The following is a 20,525-nucleotide window of genomic DNA, read 5'->3' as shown; positions in this document are numbered from 1 at the left end:
AAAACCGGCTTCTGATATCTCTGACTCTTAATAGCCAAATATCTCATTGAGGCTTAATTGCTGCACTTTGCCATATCTTTCCAGTTCTTTAAAATTCAACTTGTTTTTAGAACCAATTACCAGAATGGCTTGTGGCTGGCTCTTTACAAACTTCTGCTGGAACTCGTGTAACTGCGGAAAAGTCATGTCGTTAGTAAGCTGGTAAACATCTTTACGGATATCGTAGTCAAGGCCTAAGCGTTTGGCTCGTTCATAATCGAAAAGAATACCAGCTTTAGTGATGCGTTCAGAAGAGATACTGTTACGAAGAGAGGCTTTTGCTATCTCAAAGTTTGCATCAGCTAAAGGCATATTGTTCAGTAACTCTTCCATGCCTACCATTGCTTCGGGTAACTTGTCTGCCTGTGTACCAATGTAGGAGATAATGTAGTTAGAGCGATCCTTTTTAGTGGCAGTGCTATAGAAAGAGTATGCTGAATAAGCCAAAGCTTTAGACTCGCGCAGTTCCTGAAACACGATGGAACTCATACCGGAGCCAAAGTACTGGTTGTAGAGCCTTACTACTGGTATCATTGTTTTATCGTAAGGCATCGATTTGGTAACAAAAAGTAGTTCTGCCTGCACCATGTCGTAATCTACCCAGTAAACCGAAGGCTGCTTTATATCTAGTTCTGCATAAACTTTCTCTGTAGGCACTGGTTGAAGAATCGCTGGTACATGGTGTCCGGTGTTAAGCGTTGCTACAAGGTTATCCGTTTCACGTGGGCCATAATACAGCACACGGTGCTCATAAGTAGGAATGCTCTTAATAATACTTACTAACTCCTGAGGCTTTACCACTTTCAGTTCTTTTTCAGACAAGTCTGAGGTGAATGGATTTTTAGGACCATACTTTACATAGTTTACCATGGCCTGCTGCAGGATAACGCTCTTGTTGAGCTTGGCATCATTACGGGCTTTCAGTAAGCGGGACACATAATCATTTAGGGCCTGCTGATCTGCTTTCGGGTTCTGAATGACGCTTTCGAATAATGCCAGCGCTGGCTCAAAATTTTCATCAAGGCCTGTCAGGCTTACATATACTTGGTCTCCTGATGAAGAAACACCAAACGAAGTGCCTAGCTTGTAGAATTCTTTTTTCAGTTCTTCAGCTGTATACTTGTCAGTTCCCAAATATTCCAGGTAGTCTACTGCTAACCCTAACTTAGGATTTGTGTCAGAACCTGTATCCAGTATATAGTATAGCTGAAACAAGCCATTGTCTTTGTTCTTCGTATACAGCAGCGGAACATCACTTTTCAGTTTAGCCTCTGTAATATCTTTCTTGTAGTCTATGAATACAGGCTCTAAGGCAGGAGCTTCCTTAGCCATAAAAGCTTTGTAGTATTCTGATTGCACTTCCCTGTTTACAGGAACCGGTGTAATGGCTGGCTTTTCTACTTTCTGTGCATTAGGGTCGGTGCCTGTTTTTTTATAAACAAGGGCATAATTGTTTTGCAGATACTTGTTTGCTATGTCCATTACCTCCTGCTTCGTAATGTTGGCAAACTCATCATCACGCTTCACATAATCTGCCCAGTCTGAACCATAGATAAAAGCACTTACAAAAGCATCGGCACGTCTGGAGTTGTTCTCATAAGCCTTCATTTTACTGATCTTGTAGTCATTAACTACTGCTGATAGCAACCAGTCGTCAAATTTGCCTTGCTTCACCAGTTCTATTTGCGCCAGCAGCATTTCCTTTGCCTGATCTAGTGTCTGACCCTGGCGAGGTGTAGCACTCAGTGTAAAGTCAGAATAGTCTTTCATCTGGTTGTCATAGGCATAAGCGCCTAACACCTTTTGCTGCTGATTCAGGTTCAGATCAATAAGCCCGGCTTGCCCATTGTACAGAATGCCGCTGATCATTTGCAGTACAAGTGCATCATGGTCATTAAAGCCCGGGAAACGATAAGCTACTGTTACGTTCTCTGCATCCGGCCCGATAACCTCTTTAACCACGGGCTTCTCAATAGGCTTTTCCTGTGCTACCTTAAACTCAGGCACTGGCTTACTTTGCAATTTCCCAAAATATTCATCTATCACACGGATTGCCTGGTCAAAATCTATATCACCACTAAGTGCAACGGCCATGTTATTAGGTACATAATAAGTATCAAAATATTTTTTGATCTCCGTGATGGAAGGGTTTTTAAGATGTTCTATGGTGCCGATAGTGGTTTGTGTACCGTACTGATGCGTTGGGTAAAGTGCTGCCCCAACAGCTTCAAAAACTTTCCAGCGGTCGTTGTCTAGCGAACGGTTTTTTTCTTCGTAAACTGCCTCCAGTTCTGTGTGGAATATACGCGGTACCATATCACTGAAACGATCAGCCTCTAAAGCTATCCAACGTTCCAGTTGGTTAGACGGAACGTCGTTAGTGTAAACCGTTTGCTCTACAGATGTGTAGGCATTAGTTCCTTTGGCACCAATAGCTCCTAAAATCTTATCGTATTCATTAGCAACGGCAAAAGTGGCTGCCACACCAGAAATGCTGTCTATCTGGTGATAGATTTTCTTACGTAAAGCTGGGTCAGTAGTGCTGCGGTGCTTTTCATAGAGAGCCTCTATCTTATCCAGTTCAGCCTTTTCTTTCTCCCAGTTCTGCGTACCTAACTTTGTGGTTCCTTTAAACACCATGTGTTCCAGGTAATGTGCAAGTCCGGTAGCATCAGCAGGGTCATTTTTGCTGCCTGCGCGCACAGCAATGTATGTTTGTATGCGTGGGGCGTCTTCGTAATCTGAAAGATAAACTTTCAGGCCATTGTCCAGCGTGTAAACACGTGCATTAAGAGGATCACCAGACACTGTCTCATACTTATATTCTTTTTGAGCAGGCGAGGCTGTAGACGCTGTCGTGTCGGGCACTGACTGCGTCTGATATGCTTCGTTTTTACATTGCGTAAACGTAAAAGCAAACGCAACAAAAAACAGGGACAGGCTCTTTTTCACAGGCATAGTTATGGTTGTTAGTTGATTATAACTATGCTAATATAAAATTTATTGTGGATTAAAAGTCAGTATCCAATCCCAGGCGTTGCTTTAAATCGACCAACAGCGGATATTTCTCTGCTAAATAGTTGAACTTGTCCTGCGAAGTATACAGCTTTTTCTCATCCTGCACTTCCATTACCTCTACTTTTAGCTTGATGTTGCGATTGTTTAGCTGTTGCTTCAGTTCAGCCAGTAGGGCAGGACGAACGCTTGTAAACTGATCTACCAGCACAGGATTTTCTACGTGCAGTGTTATTTCATTTTGCTCATTTATATGGTACTGGCGGTTTAGGAGCGTATACTCCATCATGTTCTCATCCTTTTTGCGTCGCAGAATGTTGTACCACACGGCCTTTAGCCTTGCCTGGTCAACAGGTAGTACAGTGCCGTAAGTAGCGTTTTCATCCTCTTCCTCTACGGTTTCCACAACTGGGGCCTGAGCTTGCTGCTGGAGGTCTTTCAGACTGGGCAGCTTGCTTAACTTCTTTTGAGGAGGTAGCTGCATGCTGGCCCTTGATTTTTCAGGGCTGCCGTCAGGACCAGAGCCGGGAGGAGTTTGAGGGTTGGCCGGCGCTATATGTGCATCTGGTGTTACCTGCTGCGGCATTGGCGGCTGTTGCAACCCCTCAGAAGACACCTGCGCAGATGCCTGTGGTTGCTGCAATCGCTCAGACGGCACCTGCCCTTGACTTTGCGATTGCTGCATGGCTGCTGCTGGTGTGGTAGTGGCACCTGTTGTACTGGTAGCGGCTGGTGCCGATGCTGCTACCTTAGCTTTTTTTGCTACTGCTCCATCCTGGGCAAAACTCAGTGCTGCATTCAGGTGCGCCATTTTCATCAGGCACAGTTCTACATGCAAACGCTGGTTTTTGCTGCTCTTGTAATGCATGTCGCAGGTGCTTACCAGGTTCAGTCCTGACAGCAGGAAAGAAACAGATGCCCTTACCGATTGTTCTGCATACTTCGCTTTTATGTTGTCTGATACCTCTAGCAACTGTACAGTAGCCTGGTCTTTACATACAAGCAGGCTACGGAAGTGCTCGCCAATACCCACTAAAAAGTTATGTGCGTCAAAGCCGTTTTTCAGAATTTCATCGAACAGCAACAGCGAACCAGACAGGTTCTGCTTTAACAGGTGGTCTGTCAGGCGGAAATAATAGTCATAGTCCAGAATGTGCAGGTTCTCGACTGTAGCTTTATAAGTTACATTGCTGCCGGAGAAGGTCACCATCTGGTCGAAGATAGACAAGGCATCACGTAAAGCACCGTCTGCTTTCTGTGAGATCAGATGCAGTGCATCCGGTTCTGCTTCTATACTCTCTTTCTGAGCGATTCCTCCTAGGTGCCGCACCATATCTTCTATTCTAATCCTGTTGAAATCAAAGATCTGGCAACGTGAAAGTATAGTCGGGATAATTTTGTGGCGTTCTGTAGTAGCCAGTATAAATATGGCATAAGAAGGTGGCTCCTCCAGCGTCTTCAGAAATGCATTGAAGGCCTGGTTTGAGAGCATGTGTACCTCATCTATGATATATATTTTATACTTTCCTGTTTGCGGCGCATAACGCACCTGCTCTACCAGGTTCCGGATGTCTTCTACGGAGTTGTTAGAGGCGGCATCGAGTTCATGTATGTTAAATGAACTGTTGCTGTTAAAGCTACGGCACGACTCACACTCGTTACAAGCCTCTATTTCTGGAGTGATGTTCTGGCAATTAATGGTTTTAGCCAGAATACGGGCACAGGTTGTCTTACCTACACCTCTTGGCCCACAGAAAAGAAAAGCCTGCGCCAGGTGTTTACTGCTAATGGCGTTTTTGAGGGTGTTGGTTATATGGTGTTGCCCTACCACGCTGTCGAACGTGGTCGGACGGTACTTACGCGCTGATACTACAAAGTTTTCCATTACTACAAAGATAATCAATCTGAAGCTGAGTTGGGAGTGGTTTTTATCCAGCAGTTATCCATAGAGTTATCCACGATCAAAGCTTCTTTTTAAGAAACAAAACTTATGGTAAAATGGTGGCAGATGAGTGTGTTTGTTAACAATGCGCTGCTTTTTATTAAAGCTGAAAGCTAACTAAAGCATTACTTTCCTCTTCATAGAACACTGGTTCAGGCACTAACTCAACGTTTTCCCATGAAAGCCCTCGTACAGCTCCCGCAGGTACTAATAGAGCCTGTGCTAAAACTACAGGGCTAAGAGACACTGCGCAACAAATCATCTTTAAAGCACCAGCCTGAACAATGTTCCTATACCTTCTTCACTTTCTACCTGTATGCTCCCCTTGTGCAGTAGCATAATGTGCTTAGCAAGGCTTAAACCTATACCAGAGCCATCTTTATGGGAGGTAAAGAAAGGAATAAATATGTTCTCCAGCAGCTCTTCCGGAATGCTGCTACCGTTGTACTGTACCTCAATGACTGTTTTGCCATTTTCTGCGTGGGCGAGAAGTACAATCTGAGGCTTGGGCCGATCTTGTACGGCACGTTTAGCATTTAAAATAAGGTTAATGAGTACCTGCTCCAACAGGTTAACATCGGCATGTAACTGCAGACCTTGTGGTAATACTTTACATATAAGTTCCACACCCTGTTCTTCCAGTTGAGGGCGCATAAGGCCATCGATGCTGTTTAACAGCTCCTGTACATATATTGTAGTTAATAGCAGGTGCTGCGGTTTATTCAGGTTGCGGTAGAAGTGCGCAAAGCGAAGTAAACCATCGCTTCGTTTTTTGATGATCGAAATGCCTTCTTCTATGTCTCGTAGCAACTCAGGGTCTGGTGCTGTTTCAGGCTCCTGTCGATACTTCTCCCGTTCCTGCTGCAGGTGCCTGCCCAATGAGTCGGCCAGCGAGGCAATGGGAGCTACAGAGTTCATGATCTCGTGTGTCATTACCCGGAGAAGTTTTTGCCAGGCCTCAGTTTCGGTTGCATCTACGGTGGCACTTACATTTTTTAAGGCGACTAAGAGCAGAAAGCGCTGCTGCACAGAGAAAGACGTAGCTGTAAGTAATAACTGCGATTGTCCTATAGGCAATTTTAATTTCAGAAGCTTGTTTTCGCCGGCTTTTATATTTTGCAGTGCCTCGTAGAGCAGAGGGTAACGTATTTGAAGACTTGCTATACGGCACGCCAAGTAATTTCTTAAAAGCATCATTCACCCATTCAACTTCTCCTGACTCTTCGTCCACAGCCACAATACCTGTGTCAATCAACTGGAGGATAGTTTGCATGTACAGGAACTGTGCCTCTTTCTCTGTATGTAGCTGTTTATAAGTATTGTTGATGAGGTTAAAAGCAATATGCAACTGCTTTAGCGAACTGTTGGTGGTGTGTTCGTTAAAGCGTTGTGAGAAGTCACGTTGTTTTACAGCCTGTAGAAATTTAGCCAGTTTGTTGTTACTGCGGGTGACGTACACTGCCAGTTCCCAAACCTGAGCCAGCATAACAAGAATGCCGGAGGTTATCTGCAGCCACGTATACTGTACCAGGTAACGCACCGTCAGGAACATCATCACCAGCAGGAGTATAAAACGGACGAGTAACCCGAACTCAAGGCGTTTAAATATCATGCTTATTCAGTCGGCGGTAAAAGGGCTGTGCGGGTTAGGCCAAGTTCTTTGGCTGTTCGGGATATGTTGCCTTTATTTTTCTCTAGAGCCCTGACAATGGTCTCCCGCTCTATTTCACTCAGCGGCATAGGCTTTTCTGTAGAGGTGTAGTGTGTTCCGACAGTGGCAGGTGGTGCTGTTTCCATGGCAGAAAAGCTAAAGTCCTGTGGATGTAGTATGTTGCCTTCGGCAAGTATCAGAGAAAGTAGTCAGACAGTTTTTCGACTCTCCTGAGGAGGCAATGGGCAAAATCTTCAGGATCGACAATAGCAAGAGCTATAAAGTGACTGGCGTGATGCAGGATGTGCCGAGAAATTCATCGATGCAGTTTGATTATGTAACGCCATTAGATGATTGGATTAACAGCCCCGGAGATGATTGGCTGGAGGACTGGGGAAGCAACGCACGAAGGACTTTTCTGCTATTGAAGCCAAATGCCGACATCGCTGCACTGAATCAGAAGATACGGCCAGTGGTTCAGGACCACCATGATGGTTATAAGAAAGAATTGTTTGTACAGCCGGTAGGGGATATGTACCTCTACGATGATTTTCGGGGCGGAGAAGTGGCAACTGGTAGGATCACAAATGTGCGGCTTTTCTCTGTTGTAGCTATTTTTATGTTAGTTATTGCCTGCATCAACTTCATGAACCTAACCACGGCGCGCTCTGCGAAGCGTGCGAAGGAAGTGGGCGTGCGCAAGTCCATAGGCGCCAGCAAACCCGAGTTGATCCGTCAGTTTCTGGTAGAGTCGATGCTGGTTTCTTTCCTAGCTCTGTTCCTGTCGCTGAATTTGGTGAGAATGCTGCTGCCGCAGTTCAACGACCTGACCGGGAAATCTATGCGAATGGACCTGACAGACCCTGTGATGGTGGCGTTAGTTTTGGGTGTAGCCGTGGTAGCTGGTTTTTTTTCTGTCGTCGTTTAGGCCAGCGGTGGTGCTGAAGAGTACCGTGCGGATGGGCACCAGAGGAATGTTGCTTCGGAAAGGCTTGGTGGTGTTTCAGTTCATCCTGTCAGCGCTGCTTATCATCAGCACTTTGGTGGTCTATATGCAGTTACACTATATCCGCACAAAAAACATCGGCATGAACCGGGAGAATCTAATTTATGTGCCGATGGAAGGAGAACTGCAAAACCGCTACGAGGTGGTGAAGCGGGAGCTAGAGAATGTGCCAGGTATCCAGGCTGTCACTTCGGCCAACCAGAACCCGCTGATGATAGGCAATGCGACTGGGGACGTGAACTGGCGGGGGAAAGACCCTGCAGCTGGTATACTGTTCAGTAAGATGACGGTTGGTTATGATTTCGAGAGACAATGGGCGTAACTTTGAAAGAAGGGCGCGACTTTTCTAAGGAATATGGAACTGACACGGAGCATTTTTAGTGAACGAGGAAGCGGTTCGCCGGATGCAGATGCAGGATACAGTAGGGGAGTAGCTGGAGTGGGATGGTGAAGGCCATATAATAGGAGTGATGTACGACTTCCATTCTACCTCCATGCACATCCCGACACCACCATTGGTGGTGCGCTTGATGCCCGATGCTGAAAACCTGATATTCGCACGTGTGGCTCCCGGCAAAACAACGGAGGTGCTCACAGCAATGGAGCAGATACTGAAGCGGCACAATCCGGCCTACCCGTTCGAATACCAATTTCTGGACAACGACTTTAATATAATGTACAAAACAGAGGCGATTATGGGGCAACTCACCAAGTACTTAGCCGGTATTGCCATCTTTATTTCCTGTTTGGGATTATTTGGTCTAGCTTTGTTCACAGCCGAGCAGCGCACTAAGGAGATTGGGGTGAGGAAGGTGCTGGGCGCGTCGGTGTCAAGCATCGTGTTTATGCTGAGCAAAGATTTCCTGAAATTGGTATTGATTGCCAACCTGGTTGCGTTGCCGCTAAGCTGGTACCTGATGAATAACTGGCTGAACGACTATGCCTACCGCACCGAATTCAGCTGGTGGATCTTCGCTTCAGCCTTTCTAGCGACAGTTACCATTGCCATGTTCACGCTGAGTTTCCATGCCGTTAGAACAGCTATTGCCAACCCGGTAACATCACTAAGGACGGAGTAAGTATTGTTGACTCGGTTTTTATGGTCAGTAGTGCGTGTCATGCCGAAAAACAGGCAGGTGGAAATGACAACCACTAGCGAAGACCACTTTTAACCCTTGTCTACTTTACCACAGACAACACTAAACAGAGCATCCAGATGAAGAACCTTTTAATGACTCTTTTTACCCTACTCATCGCGTTCTACTCTTTCGGGCAGCAAAAAGAAACGGAAATAACAGTTATTGGTACCATTCACCAAGCTGCGTCGAATTTCAACCCGGATACTTTATATGAAATTCTTGAGCGGATAAAGCCTGATATCATTTTAATTGAAATAGACTCTTCGTTCTTCACAGAAGACTTCAGGTTTAAAATCCTTCTAATGAGAATGAGCAAGTTACCTCTACTAGCTATGTACAAAGACACCCTGGTACTTTGATCCGGCCTTTTGAATTTGAAGGAAGAAACGAATACAGAAGAGAAAGGGGCATGGTGCCGGCTGATAACCTGACCACCCGGTTAATAGATAGCTTGTATAAAGCAAAAGCGCTTGCCCCAAAGCAGAACGAGATTGTGGCAACATATTATGGCCTTACCGACCAGTTAAAAGTAGTTGCCAGCAAGTCTCCTGAAAATTTCAATAACCCACAGACAGATAGTGTTGCTGAACTGCGTCAATATTTTCAGCATAAAGAGCTGACAAAAATTACGAATAAAAGGAAAGAGTTTGATGAAACGTACCTCACGAAGCCTGATGGGGAGAAGATAAGCTATAGGGAAGGCTATCGGCTTTGGGCAGATTTTTGGGACCTCAGAAATCAAATAATGGCAAAAAACATTATTAGAACTGCAGCACTTAACCCTGGAAAGCGGATCGTGGTGTTAACAGGTTTTTTGCATCGCTACTACATCCTAAGTGAACTCAGGAAGTTGAAAGAAGGAAAACCGATTCAAATCAGAGAGTTTTATGAATATTGAAAAGCAGTATTTGTAGAAACTCTTTTTATTAGTTGCGTCAGCGTTAATTGAATTTGTTGGTAGCAGCTAAACATAATGAGATGTGAAAAGCATTCGTGCTTAAACAAATTTTTACTCTATCAAAAAATGAAAAGCAACTTTATAAACGATACTAAGAATATGAAATTAAGAACAAGCTTACTTACTATATTACTCTTTTTAGCTTGTCTTGCAGTGCAGGCGCAGCAAACTATACCGTTTGAACTAGCACAAAGCGGGCATATAATGTTGAAAGCGCAGGTAAATGGAGTTGAGGGAAATTTTATATTGGACACAGGAGGCGGTTTGACTGTGATTACAGAGAGTTTCGCTTCAAAGCTGAACGGTTTAGTAAAACAGGATGGCGGCTATACCGGCTTTCGTGCCACCGGAGAAAGAATTGACGCCGATTTATATACTGCTCGGGAAGTAACCATTGGAGACCACCCTTCAAAAGAGACTTCTTTGGCTATTGTTGATGCTGATTTTGGACCGATAGACGGACTGATTTCTTTGATGAGTTTCAGAGACCAGCCTTTTACCATTGACTTTGCTGATAAGATTGTATACCTGGAGAACACGAGGAGCCTAGCAAAAAGAAAGAAAAACGGCCAGGTTGTTCCTTTGCAACTGGAAGCGTCCAGAGGTGTAGCTTTAGATATGTTTGCCTATTTTGTAGTAAACGATAAGCTAACACTGCAGTTCTTACTGGATAGCGGAGCCGGTGCAGGTGTCTTTCGCCTGAACTCCAGGTATGCAACAGCGCTTGGAGTAGATATAGCAGACACTACAAAAGTGGAAAAGACATATCGCCGCAGTGAGATTAACGCCGATGTACAGACTGTTATCTATAGAACTGCAATGGACAAATTGGCGGTGAAAGGCCAGCCAGCTATCAAAATCGAAAACTTTAAAGCGCAACTTGTAGAGGGGCTGATTTATGACGGCATTATGTCTGTCAATTGGCTTGGAAAGCAAATTACCATCAACCTTGCACAGCGCGAAATGATAGTAGGGAATAAACCTGCCAGAGGCTCAGGAACACAGACAGGACTGTAAACAGAAGTTGTTTTAGACAAATTGTGCTTTCAGCAACCATAAAGCGAGGGAGAGTTAGTAAGCTTTAGGCTTAGCTCAACTCATAAAGGTGTTTGGGAACTTAAACGGCTTACACAAGGTATAAGTATTATAACTGACTTCTTGCTATTGGTGTTATAAAATCGTAATTTTGTGGCACATTTCTTGATATATAAATAACAAGAATACGTTCTTTAACTTATGGGGATGACTGGAATCGACAGCTTGCGCAGATTGCGTGTAAGCATGCCAGGTGATGAGCGTACCACCTGTCAAAAATTCGTTCGAACAATAACTGGCGAATCTAATTACGCCATGGCTGCTTAATCTAGGTATTAAGTAATATGCCATAGTCTCGTGCAGGTTTCGTAAAACTGCTTGCACATCAGAGGCTTCGATCCGTTTTACTAGTCTGTGTAGAGGTGTGATGCACAGGCGAAACTTAAGCATCTAAGGAGTGCGCATAGGCTTGACCTAGGCCCGCAAGCTCCCGACAATTCAACTAGTGTCTAAGCATGTAGAAGGCACGACGATTTCCTTGTCTGGACCAGGGTTCGAATCCCTGCATCTCCACTTAGTATCAGTACTAAAACTTAATAAAAGCCTGTAAATAATTAATTTGCAGGCTTTTATTGTTTTTAGCCGGAGCTAAATTTTATCACTTTTTCGCACATTTTAGGTGAGCGATCTGCTGAGTAACTCAAGCGACGCAAATGACTCACCAGGATTGATGTAACTAATTGAAAATCAAGATGAATAATAAGTGTACATCTTGTGCTCAAGTGACTGTGAAGCTATATTTGTTTAACTTTTAAAGTCACTTTTTGCGCCTCTGGCCAGGCAGGCGTACCCGGAGGACCACAGTTAGAGATAGATGGCAAAGCCAACACCGGCTTCCTCGGTGACATGGTGGCTTGGTTTGCGCTTCCTTTTGCGGGAGCCGTCCTGTACCAGGCCCCCTGCTGCTAGGCGTGCTGTCCGGACGCAATGACATTCAGGTCGACCTGGAGGTCAACTCCACAGCCAACGGCGGCGGCAACAGAGTCTCCTATACCAAAAAGGTGCTGGGGTTGGTTTCTGTCACCGTGGACATCACCAACAAAAGCTATTCACCCAGCCTATGCCTTAGAAGTATGTCTGGACATAAAGAACTTCCTGCTTTAAGGGGTAAACTACCACTAAAACAGGAGGTCTTTCTTTCTTATTCTTCTAAAGTTCGGGGTGATTCATATTTAAGCTATAAAATGTCTTAGTTGAAAATATAGCGAACGCCAATTTGTGCTCGCCACACATCGTCTATCCCGGCTGAAGTATCAAACGTAGTGGTAATAAGCTGGCCGTTAAGAGTTTGTAACCTATACTGCGGAACACCATCTGCATTCACTCCGGCAGCTGTAAGTGGTGAGGTCTGTATTACTCTATTGTATACACCCCAGTCGCTGTTGATCATGTTACCAACATTAAAGATATCACATCTTAGTTGCAGCGTGTTGCGCTTACCGGCTACGTTAACAAAGAACTCCTGTACAAGGCTCAGGTCAGTCTGGTAAACCCAAGGCATTATCGCGCCGTTTCGTTCTGCATACTGGCCACGGCGGGAGCTTAGATACTCATCCTGCGCAATATAGGCATCGAAAGCGGCCTCTTGTTGGTCCGGTGTATAGATGGTGATAGTGTTGCCATCTGCATCTGTGCCTGTAATAGGCAGGAAGTTCAGGTCGCTACCACTAGTAGGCACATAGAGTAAGTCATTGCCAAAGATGCCGTCACCGTTCATATCGCCATTGTACGTGTAGCTGAAACGGTTTTGGGTGCGGGCTTCGCTGAATAACGAAATTTGAGTGGCACCAAAACCTGCATACTCCTTACGGTAAGAGACAGAGCCGATGACACGGTGGCGCTGATCATTGTCAGAGAAAGCCAATTCAGGATAGTTGTTGCCATTTACGCTTCGGATGCCGTTATAAGACCCCCCGGCTGTGCTGCCGGCTGATATTAAATCCTTAGCCTCGCCGAAGTTGTATGCTAGAAGCGCAAAGAATCCATTGCTGAAAGGCTTCTGCAATTGGGCGGTGAAAGAGTAAGAATACCCTTTGTCTGTATTAGTCAGGTAAGGAGCTGACGTAATAGAAGGGTTAATACGATCCGCTTCGTTGAAGTCATCACCTCCCAGGCCATATCCAGGGTACATCAGGCGGTTATCTGGGCCATTGAAAGTAGAAGTGGGAGCAGCTTGGTTAATGTTGATATAATTGGCACTGTTAATGTTTTTGCTGTAGATAAACTCTACTGTACCTACTATACCAGCGAAGAGAGACTTGTCAACGGCGAGGTTGCTTCTCCAAACCTGTGGGAACTTGAAGTTCCTGTCACTTATATTGATTTCGTATGAGCTTGGCAGCTCCGGGTTGTCAGGTATATAAGCCGTTGGGTCCGGGTTGAACGGATAATTAGTTGTTCTGTCATTCTGGGTAAATCCGGTCAGCACACCGTTGTTGCCAATCTGATTTGAGATCCATACGAAAGGAGGGCGCCCGGAGAAGATACCTGAGCCACCGCGAACCTGCAGCGTTTGGTCATCCAATACATCCCAATTGAAGCCTAAACGGGGAGACCAGAGAATATTCGTTCCCGGAAGCTCTGCGGTGTTTACCTGCAAAGGATTGCCATCAGCATCCCTAAAGGTCATTTCAGCTACGTCAGGGTTATAAAATCCCGTTTCATCAAACGCAGATACATCGGCACGGAGGCCTGCTGTTACTGTCAGGTTGCGCATGGCGGCCCATGAATCCTGAATGTACAGACCACTATAGGTTACCCTTGTTGGCTGTATAGGTTCTGCGCCTCCTGGCAACGCAGAGTAACGCAGCTGGAATCGTCTTAATTCAACAGGTGATGTTTCCAGGTTCGGATCTGCCAAGTATCCGTTTGCAGCAGTATAAAAGTCCTCCAGCGAGTTGTAAACATACACGCTCTGTGAGCCAGGGAAGAATACGTTTTCAAACGAAAGCCGCTCAACGTTAACACCGGCAGTTAGCGTGTGGGCCCCTGCGTAATAAGAGAAGTTGTTCTGAAACTGAAACGTGGAGTAACTGAGTCTGTTATTTGGGGTGAAAGGTTCAAAACCGGCTGTGATGTAGCTGCGACCTTCATTCTGGATCTCGATAAGCGGAAAGAAATCGCCACGAGAGCCTCTGTCTTCGTTTTGGTACGTGTAACCAACAATCAAATTGTTAGAGAACTTTGTGCCAAAGCTTGAGTTTAACTCGCCGATAACGGAGTGGATTTTTTCAAACTGAATATAATTGGAGTTCTGATAGTTAAGAGCATTCAGATTTGTTCTGCGGCTGCCAAAACCAAGAGAAGAGCTATTGCTTGTCAAGGCATCTCTTTCTGAGTCAAGCATGTTGTAACGGATACTGGCTCTGTGGTTGTTGCTAATGTTGTAATCGAGTTTCGCCAGAATCTTATTGCTTCTCGTCTGGTTGTCATAATCTTGGTAGGGACCAGTTTCATAGTCAAACCTGTCTCTCAAAAAGCTGCTCAGCTCATTTAAGTCCGACTCCAGTACGCGGGTAACGTTACCCTCTACTTCCTCATTCCCTCTGTTGGCTCTATAGGTAGTAGCTGGCTCGGTACGACGTTCAATTTCGCCATTTATGAAAAAAAACAGTTTATTCTTGAGAATAGGACCTCCCAAACGAAAGCCTGCCTGCGTGTTGTTGAAGTTTCCCGAAGCGACTTCTCTTCCTTTTGCTTCAGAACCCAAGAATTTCTCATTCTGGATATTATAGAAAACCGATCCGGAGAACTCGTTTGTACCTGAGCGGGTTACCGCATTGATGCCTGCACCGGTGAAGCCGCCTTGTCTAACGTCGTAGGGAGCCATGTTTACCTGCACCTGCTCAATAGCGTCGAGACTGATAGGGGCAGTACCTGTACGGCCTCCTGGCTGACCACTTAGGCCAAAACTGCTGTTCAGAATGGATCCGTCAATCGTTATGTTGTTCAGGCGGTTGTCCTGCCCCCCAAATGAGGTGCCGCTAGCCTGTGGGGTAAGACGGGTAAAGTCGTTGATGGAGCGGCTTATGGTTGGAAGGGATGCAATTGCCTCCCGTGAGATGTTTGTGGCAGTACCTGCACGCTCTGAACTTATAACAGCGTTACGGTCTGAGATAACCTGAACCTCGCTTAGCTCACTTGACTGCTGCACTAATCTTACATTTAGGCTATAGGCCGTACCGAGATTGAGGCTAATGTTGTTGTGTACCTTGTCCTGAAAGCCTATATATTTTATGGTCACCTGGTAAGGTCCGCCAACGCGCATGTTAGGAATTGTAAATCTTCCGTCTTCTAATGTAGCGGTACCATAAGTTGTTCCTGATGGAGTGTGTATAGCCTCGACAGTTGCTCCAGGAAGGCCTTCACCAGTTTGATCCGTCACGACACCTGTCATAGAAGATGTTGTGACCCCCTGTGCCCAAGAAAATTGTATCCAAAGTATCATCGCCAGCAGGAGACATAGTTTACGATAAAAGTTTTTCATAAGAATAAATGGAATTGTTTGGTTTTACTCCAAAGTTAAGTCAAACAGGAATGTTTGCTATGACACTGCCATTAACTCTATGTTAAGTTCTTCAACGCTTTGCTAGCATGACTCGTCCTGATCGTCGAGGTTGATGAAGAGTGAGCCGATGACGATGCGCGCATCCAGCAAAGGTGCTCCCTTGTTGGCGCTCATGCATACCGGCGAGCTTGTCCCAGGGAATGGCTGTCAAGATGCAGTTAGAAGGGAGTCTTGAATTCGGCTATACTTAACTGGTTGCTGGGAGTATAGCGGATCATCAGGTGCAAAGGTTATGACTGTAAGATGCTGAAAACCTTGCATTCAAAAAAACAATCAAGGATGTGACGTACTTAAGAATGAAATAATTAGCGCTTTTTCACCAGGCCCTAACTAAAACATAACATATAGGTAAAGTAGCTGTAATATTTGCGCCTTTACTTTGTTATTATATATGGGACCCACTTTAGGCATCCGGTATATCCTTAACTATTTACTACCTGAAATAATGAAACGTAGACATAACTATATCCTGTTGGCTCTGATAAGCCTGTTGCCTTTTAACACCTTTGCCTGGGGCGTAGACGGCCATCGGGCAATAGGCAGAATGGCCGAGCAGCACCTGAGCTGGAAAGCAAAAAAAGCAGTTAAAAAGTTACTCGGCAACGAATCGCTGGCGATGGTGAGCACCTGGGCCGATGAAATTCGCCCGGAAGCGCAATATCTCTATACTGCACCCTGGCATTATGTAAACGCGCCATCAGGGCTAACCTACGAGCAATTCTCTGCTTCTATTACCAGCGCTGAATCGGCGAATGCTTATACGGCACTGGTACAACTGATCGAGGATATGAAAAATCCTGCCAAGTCAAAAGAGGAGAAAGCTTTTGCACTTAAGTTTATCGTGCATATAATAGGTGACATCCACCAGCCGATGCATGCAGGACATTCAGAAGATCAGGGCGGAAACAAGACAAAAGTAACCTTGAGAGGCAAGGAAACCAATCTGCACAGTGTCTGGGATAGTGGCGTAATAGAGGCCACCCGAATGACTTATTCTGAAATGGCGGAGGAATACAATTATGCCTGCAAAAATCAGGTAAGAGTATGGCAGCGGGATGACATGATGTTATGGCTGTTTGAGTCTTACCAGATCAGCGATAAGCTCTACAAAGAAGTAGCGGAAAATCCTGAACTTGGCTATGCCTATACCCGTAGCCACCGCGATATAGTGAAAGAGCGCATGCAACTGGCCGGCATCAGGCTTGCAGGCATACTGAATGATGCTTTTTAAGAATCTTGTCTGGTGGTGAATTCGAGATGGTAGATCATTTCAGTTTTCAACGTCTTGAAAAAGCTTTCAGCTACCGCGTTATCGAGAGCAATTACCCTTGCGACTCATGCTCCGCAGCACCGGCATCTCCTCTAGCTGCTCTCGGAAGGCACTGCAGGCATACTGCACCCCTCTGTCAGAATGAAACAAAAGGGAATGGAACAGTGGCCTGTTTCTCTCCGCCATCTTAAAGGCCGCCACCGTGGTGGCTTCCGCCTCCAGGGTCTCGCTCAGCGCCCAGCCCACCACTTTCCGGTCAGCCAGGGCCAGCACCACCGTCAGGTACAACCAGCCTTCCCTGGTCCTGAGTTAAATCAGATACCCACTTCTCTGCCGGCCTTACCGCATGAAAATCTCTTGACAGATGGTTCTCCGCCACGGCATGGGTGTGGTTGGAGTCCGTGGTCTGTACCCTGTACTTCTTGCGCACAATGCTTTGTACCCGGTGCTTCTGCATTACTCTGGCTACGCGTGGACGGGACACGCAAATACCCTGCTGCTGCAGCTCCACGGCAATCCTGGGAGAACCATAGCGGCACTTTGCTTTGCTGGTATACCTATTTAATCTGCTCCACGAGCTCCTTCTCTTTTTGCTCCCGCAGGCTCACAGGATTCTTGAGCCAGTAATAGTAGCCACTGGCACTGGACTGGAGTACTTGACACATCCTCTCAACGGGAAACTGGTTGCGGTGCTCCTTTATGAATCCGTATAACGCCCGTCTCCCCTGGAGAAGATGCTCACCGCCTTTTTTAGGATATTANCTGGCACTGGACTGGAGTACTTGACACATCCTCTCAACGGGAAACTGGTTGCGGTGCTCCTTTATGAATCCGTATAACGCCCGTCTCCCCTGGAGAAGATGCTCACCGCCTTTTTTAGGATATTACGCTCCAACTGCGCCTCCTTCAGCTCCTTCTGTAGCCGCTTTATCTCTTTCTGCTCCTCACTCGGCCCTTCGGTGGACCGGACTGGTGAGCTATCCTGCTGCCGCCACTTGCTCAGACGACCGGGATCTATACCCAGCTCATCGGCTACCTCTTTTACTGATCCTCTCGCATAGGAGAGGTCAATAGCCATCCGTTTAAAGGAGGTGTCAAATACGCGTCTATCCATAATAGTCAAATGTAATACTTTACATAATTCTGCCTATCATAAAGCCTCCAGTCAAAGGTGGCAACTCCACTTTTACATTTTCCTGTGTAGCTGTAGGTGCTGATAATCTAGCCGATACTCGCAAAGGAACAATAGCCATTCTGAGTTCGCATAAGTTCACTCCACGCTTTATTTTTGATTATAATTGAGCTATCTATAAAATATCAGTTCATGTAATTTGTTGTTTTGAATTGTTAATGGTGTATCGTCTCTATTGCTGTTAAGCTTTTATGGAATCACCTCGGTTTCACCAAAGCAGGTACGCTTTTGATATAAGAAGTTTTGTTATATTTACAGTCTGTTGTTTGTGAAGTGATAAAACAGGAATATCATAAGTAGAATAGTATTAAAATGTCAATGGCTTGTTCCTCTAGTTCATAATTGACACACTCCTTTTTTCAATAGAACATGAAATACTTTAGAAAAAGCATTACGCTGTTACTCCTCTTTATCACTATTCTTTCCTCCTGCACAGTAGGAGGGCAAACAGCCTCCTCTCCAGAAGTGGTGAAATGGGAGGAGCAGGGTGGGCGTGTTACCATTATCCGGGATGATTTTGGCGTGCCGCACGTCTATGGGAAAACTGATGCAGATGCTGTATTCGGGCTTCTATATGCCCAGTGCGAAGATGATTTTAATCGGGTAGAGCGTAATTATATATGGGCTACAGGCCGACTGGCTGAAGTTGAAGGAGAAGAAATGCTGTATAGCGACCTTCGGGCAAAACTGTTTATGACAGAGGAGGAAGCAGTCGCAAACTATGAGAAAAGCCCGGAGTGGCTCAAGGTTCTATGTCAGGCTTTTGCCGACGGAGTAAACTACTACCTTTACACTCATCCAGAAGTAAAGCCAAAGCTCCTGACACACTTCGAACCATGGATGCCAATGTACTTCAGCGAAGGTTCTATTGGCGGTGATATTGAAAGAGTATCAACAAAAGGAGTAAAGGCTTTCTATGAAGATAACAAGTCGCTGGGGCTTAACAGCTTTGGTGGTGGATTGATGTACCCCGACATACTGGAGGAACCAAAAGGCTCTAATGGTTTTGCCATTTCCGGAGAACATACTGCATCCGGCAATGCCATGCTGCTGATTAATCCACACACCTCCTTCTTCTTTCGAGGAGAGGTGCATGCTGTGAGTGAGGAGGGGCTAAATGCTTATGGTGCCGTTACTTGGGGGCAGTTTTTTATCTACCAAGGCTTTAACGAAAGAAATGGATGGATGCATACCTCTACCTATACAGACGTTATAGATGAGTTTGAAGAAACTATTGTGGAGCAGGATGGTAAGTTGTTTTACCGGTATGGCGATGAGCTGCGACCTGTCACAATATCAAAAGTAACCTTGTCCTATAAAGAAGGTGAAGAAATAAAGCAAAAGACCTTTACAACCTACAGAACGCATCATGGGCCAATTACCCACAAGAATGGTAATAAATGGGTGGCTACTGCCATGATGTGGAAACCCGTTGATGCTTTAATTCAGTCCTATACTCGAACTAAAAAGAGCAATCTGAAGGAGTTCAATGAGATGATGCAAATGCGTACTAACTCTTCCAACAATACTGTTTATGCTGATGCGGATGGCAACATAGCCTACTATCATGGCAACTTTATACCAGTACGGGATACGACCTTTAACTATACAAAACCTGTTGACGGAAGCAATCCGCAAACAGACTGGCAGGGGCTGCACTCAGTTGAAGAGGCAATTAAGGTTATCAACCCCGCTAATGGATGGATTCAGAATTGTAACTCCACACCTTTTACCAGTGCCGGAGCTTATAGCCCGAGGCGGGAAAATTACCCGTCCTATATGTCGCGGGCACCGGAAAACTTCCGTGGGGTACATGCTACACGTCTTCTGAAAAGTGCTGATAATCTTACACTCGATAAACTGATAAATTTGGCTTACGACCCTTACCTGCCAGCGTTTGAAGTGTTGATTCCCGGGCTTATTTCCGCCTATGATAAGCTAAAGCCAAATGACCCGAAGCTACAGGAGGCTATGAAAGTAATGCGCAACTGGGATTTTGCTGTGTCTAAAGAATCAGTAGGCATGTCACTTGCTCATTTCTATGCTACTAACTCTTTGAGAAGCGGTAGTGCCCCGGAAGGTACAAACCTGATGGAACGTTTTGAGTACTATGCAAAGGCCTCGCCTGAAAAAGAGCGTCTGGAGCTGTTCCGCCAAACTATAGCCCAACTGGAAGAGGACTTCGGCCAGTGGAATACCCCGTGGGGTGATATTAACCGCTACCAGCGCATAAATGGTGATATAGAACAGGCTTTTAATGATTCAAAGCCTAGTATCCCGGTAGGGATGGCGTCCGGAAACTGGGGAGCGCTGGCTTCCTTCGGCGCACGATCTTATGATACAAAGCGCCTTTACGGTACATCCGGAAACAGCTTTGTAGCGGTAGTGGAGTTTGGTGATAAGGTTAAAGCAAAGGCCCTCCTTGCAGGCGGGCAAAGCGGTGATCCGAACTCACCTCATTTTGATGACCAGGCACAGCGTTATGCTGATGTAAAATTTAAAGATGTAGCTTATTATCGTGAGGATGTGGAGAAACGGGCTAAAGCAACCTACCATCCAGGTGCTGAGAAGAAGTAGTTGTTTCGGATAAAAAAGAGCGCCCTAGCTATGCATCAATAAGTGAGGGCTTTATAGGAGTAGGTAGAGCCGTT

The 20,525-nt window shown here is 45.6% G+C and carries 19 protein-coding genes, 1 other RNA gene and 1 pseudogene; 10 read left to right on the top strand and 11 right to left on the bottom strand.

All coding sequences use genetic code 11. The annotated features are described in order from the left end of the window. Window positions 1-27: 27 nt before the first annotated feature. From LN995_RS10155 to LN995_RS10135, 5 genes are all read right to left on the bottom strand, one after another. Window positions 28-2,997 (bottom strand): M16 family metallopeptidase, encoded by a 2,970-nt coding sequence (locus LN995_RS10155; protein ID WP_229960917.1) that lies wholly within the window; start codon window positions 2,995-2,997, stop codon window positions 28-30. 52 nt (window positions 2,998-3,049) lie between these two features. Next, a complete protein-coding gene (locus LN995_RS10150; protein ID WP_229960915.1) occupies window positions 3,050-4,939 on the bottom strand; it encodes a DNA polymerase III subunit gamma/tau in 1,890 nt (629 codons plus the stop codon). 321 nt (window positions 4,940-5,260) lie between these two features. Further along, window positions 5,261-6,025 carry a sensor histidine kinase gene (locus LN995_RS22035; RefSeq protein ID WP_229960913.1) on the bottom strand — a complete coding sequence of 255 codons (765 nt, stop codon included), beginning with the start codon at window positions 6,023-6,025 and terminating at the stop codon, window positions 5,261-5,263. Further along, a complete protein-coding gene (locus tag LN995_RS10140) occupies window positions 5,955-6,608 on the bottom strand; it encodes a PAS domain-containing protein (RefSeq protein WP_229960911.1) in 654 nt (217 codons plus the stop codon). The genes LN995_RS22035 and LN995_RS10140 overlap by 71 nt, the downstream gene beginning before the upstream one ends. A 2-nt stretch (window positions 6,609-6,610) precedes the next feature. After that, entirely contained in the window at window positions 6,611-6,793 is a 183-nt protein-coding gene (locus LN995_RS10135; RefSeq protein WP_229960909.1) for a helix-turn-helix domain-containing protein, read from the bottom strand. Window positions 6,794-6,813: 20 nt separating this feature from the next. Here LN995_RS10135 and LN995_RS10130 point away from each other — a divergent pair, with 20 nt between their 5' ends. Both LN995_RS10130 and LN995_RS10125 read left to right on the top strand, forming a co-directional pair. Continuing rightward, on the top strand, window positions 6,814-7,575 hold the full coding sequence (locus LN995_RS10130; RefSeq protein WP_229960907.1) for an ABC transporter permease: 762 nt from the start codon (window positions 6,814-6,816) through the stop codon (window positions 7,573-7,575). A 10-nt stretch (window positions 7,576-7,585) separates the two neighbouring features. Further along, entirely contained in the window at window positions 7,586-7,975 is a 390-nt protein-coding gene (locus LN995_RS10125; protein ID WP_229960905.1) for an ABC transporter permease, read from the top strand. Window positions 7,976-7,999: 24 nt separating this feature from the next. Here the strand turns inward: LN995_RS10125 and LN995_RS10120 are convergent, their stop codons facing one another. Then, the gene (locus tag LN995_RS10120; RefSeq protein WP_229960903.1) at window positions 8,000-8,248 is read right to left on the bottom strand and encodes a hypothetical protein; all 249 of its coding nucleotides are present in this window, start codon (window positions 8,246-8,248) and stop codon (window positions 8,000-8,002) included. Between the two features lie 4 nt (window positions 8,249-8,252). On the opposite strand from LN995_RS10120, the gene LN995_RS10115 reads away from it, so the two are divergent. The 6 genes from LN995_RS10115 to LN995_RS10090 all read left to right on the top strand — a co-directional run bounded on the left by LN995_RS10115 (window position 8,253) and on the right by LN995_RS10090 (window position 12,038). Beyond that, window positions 8,253-8,732 (top strand): ABC transporter permease, encoded by a 480-nt coding sequence (locus LN995_RS10115; RefSeq protein WP_229960901.1) that lies wholly within the window; start codon window positions 8,253-8,255, stop codon window positions 8,730-8,732. A 137-nt stretch (window positions 8,733-8,869) separates the two neighbouring features. Next, window positions 8,870-9,151, top strand: a complete 282-nt coding sequence (locus tag LN995_RS10110) for a hypothetical protein (protein ID WP_229960899.1) — start codon at window positions 8,870-8,872, stop codon at window positions 9,149-9,151. After that, window positions 9,148-9,690, top strand: a complete 543-nt coding sequence (locus tag LN995_RS10105) for a hypothetical protein (RefSeq protein WP_229960897.1) — start codon at window positions 9,148-9,150, stop codon at window positions 9,688-9,690. Before LN995_RS10110 ends, LN995_RS10105 begins: the two co-directional genes overlap by 4 nt. 159 nt (window positions 9,691-9,849) lie before the next feature. Further along, the gene (locus LN995_RS10100) at window positions 9,850-10,767 is read left to right on the top strand and encodes a retropepsin-like aspartic protease (protein WP_229960895.1); all 918 of its coding nucleotides are present in this window, start codon (window positions 9,850-9,852) and stop codon (window positions 10,765-10,767) included. Window positions 10,768-10,988: 221 nt separating this feature from the next. Beyond that, window positions 10,989-11,361: a transfer-messenger RNA gene (ssrA, locus tag LN995_RS10095) on the top strand. Between the two features lie 395 nt (window positions 11,362-11,756). Continuing rightward, the gene (locus LN995_RS10090) at window positions 11,757-12,038 is read left to right on the top strand and encodes a hypothetical protein (RefSeq protein ID WP_229960893.1); all 282 of its coding nucleotides are present in this window, start codon (window positions 11,757-11,759) and stop codon (window positions 12,036-12,038) included. Here the strand turns inward: LN995_RS10090 and LN995_RS10085 are convergent. Beyond that, complete coding sequence (locus tag LN995_RS10085) at window positions 12,035-15,331, bottom strand: TonB-dependent receptor (RefSeq protein ID WP_229960891.1); 3,297 nt, start codon at window positions 15,329-15,331, stop codon at window positions 12,035-12,037. The genes LN995_RS10090 and LN995_RS10085 overlap by 4 nt on opposite strands. A 526-nt stretch (window positions 15,332-15,857) precedes the next feature. Between LN995_RS10085 and LN995_RS10080 the strand changes: the two genes are divergently transcribed. Next, entirely contained in the window at window positions 15,858-16,643 is a 786-nt protein-coding gene (locus tag LN995_RS10080; protein ID WP_229960889.1) for a S1/P1 nuclease, read from the top strand. On the opposite strand, the gene LN995_RS22175 is transcribed toward LN995_RS10080, so the two are convergent. The 4 genes and pseudogenes from LN995_RS22175 to LN995_RS10070 all read right to left on the bottom strand — a co-directional run bounded on the left by LN995_RS22175 (window position 16,640) and on the right by LN995_RS10070 (window position 17,796). Then, window positions 16,640-16,735 (bottom strand): IS3 family transposase, encoded by a 96-nt coding sequence (locus LN995_RS22175; RefSeq protein WP_377469786.1) that lies wholly within the window; start codon window positions 16,733-16,735, stop codon window positions 16,640-16,642. The two genes, LN995_RS10080 and LN995_RS22175, sit on opposite strands and share 4 nt — an antisense overlap. Further along, window positions 16,722-16,928, bottom strand: a complete 207-nt coding sequence (locus LN995_RS22170) for a hypothetical protein (RefSeq protein WP_394801831.1) — start codon at window positions 16,926-16,928, stop codon at window positions 16,722-16,724. The genes LN995_RS22175 and LN995_RS22170 overlap by 14 nt, the downstream gene beginning before the upstream one ends. Before the next feature lie 10 nt (window positions 16,929-16,938). Continuing rightward, window positions 16,939-17,217, bottom strand: a pseudogene (locus LN995_RS10075) (IS3 family transposase); the annotation flags it as partial. A 288-nt stretch (window positions 17,218-17,505) separates the two neighbouring features. After that, window positions 17,506-17,796, bottom strand: a complete 291-nt coding sequence (locus tag LN995_RS10070; RefSeq protein ID WP_229960886.1) for a transposase — start codon at window positions 17,794-17,796, stop codon at window positions 17,506-17,508. A gap of 447 nt (window positions 17,797-18,243) precedes the next feature. Here LN995_RS10070 and LN995_RS10065 point away from each other — a divergent pair, with 447 nt between their 5' ends. Continuing rightward, entirely contained in the window at window positions 18,244-20,451 is a 2,208-nt protein-coding gene (locus LN995_RS10065) for an acylase (protein WP_229960884.1), read from the top strand. Window positions 20,452-20,525: the final 74 nt, after the last annotated feature.

The sequence above is a fragment of the Pontibacter silvestris genome, assembly GCF_020907275.1.
Taxonomy (GTDB): Bacteria; Bacteroidota; Bacteroidia; order Cytophagales; family Hymenobacteraceae; genus Pontibacter; species Pontibacter silvestris.
The sequence above is the reverse complement of the archived record's forward strand: the minus strand, read 5'-3'. Positions and strand labels throughout refer to the sequence as shown.

What these genes read in the sequence shown, in the direction of transcription:
- LN995_RS10155 (WP_229960917.1), bottom strand. Translation starts at nt 2,997, where the DNA reads ATGCCTGTGAAAAAGAGCCTGTCCCTGTTTTTTGTTGCGTTTGCTTTT.
- LN995_RS10150 (WP_229960915.1), bottom strand. Translation starts at nt 4,939, where the DNA reads ATGGAAAACTTTGTAGTATCAGCGCGTAAGTACCGTCCGACCACGTTC.
- LN995_RS10140 (WP_229960911.1), bottom strand. Translation starts at nt 6,608, where the DNA reads ATGATATTTAAACGCCTTGAGTTCGGGTTACTCGTCCGTTTTATACTC.
- LN995_RS10135 (WP_229960909.1), bottom strand. Translation starts at nt 6,793, where the DNA reads ATGGAAACAGCACCACCTGCCACTGTCGGAACACACTACACCTCTACA.
- LN995_RS10115 (WP_229960901.1), top strand. Translation starts at nt 8,253, where the DNA reads ATGGAGCAGATACTGAAGCGGCACAATCCGGCCTACCCGTTCGAATAC.
- LN995_RS10110 (WP_229960899.1), top strand. Translation starts at nt 8,870, where the DNA reads ATGAAGAACCTTTTAATGACTCTTTTTACCCTACTCATCGCGTTCTAC.
- LN995_RS10100 (WP_229960895.1), top strand. Translation starts at nt 9,850, where the DNA reads ATGAAATTAAGAACAAGCTTACTTACTATATTACTCTTTTTAGCTTGT.
- LN995_RS10085 (WP_229960891.1), bottom strand. Translation starts at nt 15,331, where the DNA reads ATGAAAAACTTTTATCGTAAACTATGTCTCCTGCTGGCGATGATACTT.
- LN995_RS10080 (WP_229960889.1), top strand. Translation starts at nt 15,858, where the DNA reads ATGAAACGTAGACATAACTATATCCTGTTGGCTCTGATAAGCCTGTTG.
- LN995_RS10070 (WP_229960886.1), bottom strand. Translation starts at nt 17,796, where the DNA reads ATGGATAGACGCGTATTTGACACCTCCTTTAAACGGATGGCTATTGAC.
- LN995_RS10065 (WP_229960884.1), top strand. Translation starts at nt 18,244, where the DNA reads ATGAAATACTTTAGAAAAAGCATTACGCTGTTACTCCTCTTTATCACT.